The sequence below is a fragment of the Shewanella sp. 11B5 genome, assembly GCF_002836795.1.
Lineage (GTDB): Bacteria > Pseudomonadota > Gammaproteobacteria > Enterobacterales > Shewanellaceae > Shewanella > Shewanella frigidimarina.
This window is the reverse complement of the sequence record NZ_PJAP01000899.1, coordinates 1-3,255: the sequence shown is the minus strand read 5'-3', so window position 1 is coordinate 3,255 and position 3,255 is coordinate 1. Positions and strand designations below refer to the sequence as shown.

The window sequence follows — 3,255 nt, the reverse complement described above, 5'->3', positions numbered from 1 at the left end:
TTGTTACTGGCATTAAGCATTAGCTGCATGCCGCCTAAATAGCATGGCGCTACATTGTCATAATGCACGCTGCCAGATATCTTCCCTTCAAACTCGCCCATCAATGCTAATAAGGCTTGCTGGTTAAAAGGCTGTCCAAAATGTTCATTTAAGGCATATAACGCAGCGACTACAGAGCTGGCACTAGAGCCTAACCCACTGCCGACTGGAAGGTTTTTCTCTAAACAAACAGTTACACCATCTTGGCGCTGTAATTTATCTAAAAAAAACTCAGCACATTGATAAACAATATTGTCCTTACCATCACTTGGTAATTTATGTGCCCATTCACCTGTTTGGCTATATTCAACCCCGCTGGCAGCGACGCTAATCATCACTCTATCGCCCAATAATGAGCCGTCAATCGGCGCCAATGCAGCGCCTAGCAAATCAAAGCCAACACCAACATTGCCCATAGACGCTGGAGCATAAACAGTAAGCGTGTCTTGGCTTACTTTTAACGTTTGATTCATAACCCAACCTCACGAGTCCAGTTTAAGGTTCTTAATACGTCAGCAAAGGCACCTGCAGCAGTAACATCGGTACCAGCACCATAGCCTCTTAATACAAAAGGAATTGGTTGATAATAACGGCTATAAAATGCCAGCGCATTCTCGCCACCTTTAACACTGTATAATGGATCAGTTGCATCGACTTCAACAATTCTGACATGGCATTGCCCATCTTCAATTTGGCCAACATAACGCAGCACTTTACCTTCGGTTTTAGCCGCCGCGACTCGAGCAGAGATAAGGTCATCTAATGAAGCAAGATTCGCCATAAATTGATTAACATCGCCTGAGTCGTCAAAATCAGCAGGCAATACAGATTCAATATTAATGTCTTCAAGCTCTAATGGCAGGCCAACTTCACGAGCAAGAATGAGTACTTTACGAGCGACATCCATACCACTTAAATCATCACGAGGATCGGGTTCAGTAAAACACTTGTCACGCGCAATAGCAGTCGCTTGCGATAAGCTCATACCGTCATCTAACATACCAAAAATGTAGGATAATGACCCAGACAAAATACCATTAAACTTATGTAGTTTATCTCCGGCATACATGAGTTTTTTCAAGTTATCGATAACCGGTAAACCAGCACCTACCGTCGTTTCATACAAAAATTGTCGACGCTGAGTTAAAGCCGTTTTACGCAATGCTTGATAGTAAGCATAATCACGAGTATTCGATTTTTTGTTTGGGGTAACAACATGGAAACCGGCATTCATCACATCAAGGTAACGGTCTGACACTAACTCGCTTGATGTACAATCAACCATTACAGGATTAAGTAATTGCTGCTCTTGCCCCCACTCAAGTAGCTTAGCTAAATCATATGCTTGGCCCTTCTCGGCCAGTAATGACTGCCACTCGCCAAGTTCAATACCTTCACTATTCAACAACATTTGGCTCGAATTAGCGATCCCACATACACGAATACTAATGTGCTGTTCTTTTAACATCGCACTTTGCTGCTTGATTTGATCGAGTAATCCAGCACCCACATTACCGCTACCGACTAAAAACACATCTAGATACTGCTGCACATCGAAAAATGCTTGATGACATGCACCAATGGCATGCTTGGTTTTTTTCTGTTGAATAACGGTAGAAATTGATCGCTCTGATGAACCCTGAGCAATAGCAATGATATTGACACTGGCCTTAGCAAGAGCAGTAAAGAACTTAGCTGCTACGCCCTTATGGGTTTTCATACCATCACCGATCAAAGACACTATCGCCAAATCTTGACGTAATTCAATCGGCTCAAGTAATTCACTTTTTAATTCAAGCTCAAACTCTTGTTCTAGTGCCCATTTAGCTTTGTTTGCTTGAGAGGTAGAGACACAAAAACTGATACTGTATTCAGATGAGCTTTGGGTAATAAGAGAAACCGAGATGCCACTGCGAGAGATAACCGCTAAAGTCCTGCTTGCCATGCCCACCATGCCTTTCATTCCTGGGCCGGAGACGTTAAACATGGTTTGATTGTCTAAATTTGAAATCGCTTTAACTTGTAGACCTGTTTTATCATCATCATTAGACACCAATGTACCAGGAGCTGACGGATTAAAACTGTTTTTGATATAACAAGGAATTTGATATTGAGCAATTGGCGCAATCGTTTTAGGGTGCAATACTTTGGCGCCAAAATATGAGAGCTCCATCGCTTCTTGATAGCTTAATTGTGACAATAATTTAGCGTCGGCCACAACACGTGGATCAGTGTTATAAACCCCATCAACGTCAGTCCAAATTTCACAACTTGAGGCATCTAAACATGCCGCCAGTACCGCAGCTGAATAATCAGAACCATTGCGGCCTAATGTGACGATCTTGCCCTGAGCATCTGCAGCAGTAAAACCAGGCATCACCCACACTCGATATTGATCAAGCGGTAGTAAGGTAAAGCGAGGTTTACTCACCGCAATATCAACGACCGACTCCAACGGCTGACCATGAGCTAAAAATAACGCGACTGGATCCAATTGTGCTGAAGTAATGTCTTTCGCCAACATTACTTGTTCCATTAAAGCTGCTGATAAGCGCTCACCGGTCACCACTAATTCAGCACGAACACTATCAGGGCATTCTCCCAATAACCTGATTCCATACAACTTATCTTTCCAAACCTGCATTTGCGCAGCTAATTTCTCGACCAATAATTTATGTTGAACGGCTGTAATAAGTGAAGTGGCATCAGAAAACAAACCACTAAATACACCATTGATATGGTCTAACACTGGCTGATAGTCTTGTTGATTAACAGCGATATCAACCATTTCTAACAGTGCATTGGTTACTGTTGCAGGAGCAGAAAGTACCGTAGCAACAGATTCTGTCGAAGCCGTATCAGCAATAATGTCTGCCGCCATCGAAAAACGAGACCAGTTCGCCAACGATGTTCCACCAAATTTCATTACTTTCATGTTGCTCTCCTTGCCACTTTAAAGTGACAACATTAAATTAAAATCAAATATCAGAATTAAAAACAAAAAAGCCCGCTTCAGGTGTTAGAAGCGGGCTTTTCATGCAAAATCTTTTAGGGTGTAATCAGCCCGCCCCCACTATGGTAATAGTGGTGGTTGTAATGGTTGTAATTACAACGAGCATGAGGGTAAACATTTGATGATTCTCTTCGTTAGGATAAATGTTAACTGCCGATAATATTTAATTAGATTAAATAGCTGATCCACGTTGGCTAACAGAA

Annotated in this window: 1 protein-coding gene and 1 pseudogene; both read right to left on the bottom strand. The window is 42.2% G+C overall.

Annotated elements, in window-relative coordinates:
* Positions 1-512 (bottom strand): annotated as a pseudogene (locus tag CXF78_RS17900) (homoserine kinase); the annotation flags it as partial.
* Complete coding sequence (gene thrA, locus CXF78_RS17895; RefSeq protein WP_102037522.1) at positions 509-2,974, bottom strand: bifunctional aspartate kinase/homoserine dehydrogenase I; 2,466 nt, start codon at positions 2,972-2,974, stop codon at positions 509-511. The gene thrA and the pseudogene CXF78_RS17900, both read right to left, overlap by 4 nt.
* Between the last annotated feature and the right edge of the window lie 281 nt (positions 2,975-3,255).

Bases quoted from the DNA above. Each gene is read 5' to 3' on its own strand.
- thrA (WP_102037522.1), bottom strand. From the start codon at position 2,974: ATGAAAGTAATGAAATTTGGTGGAACATCGTTGGCGAACTGGTCTCGT.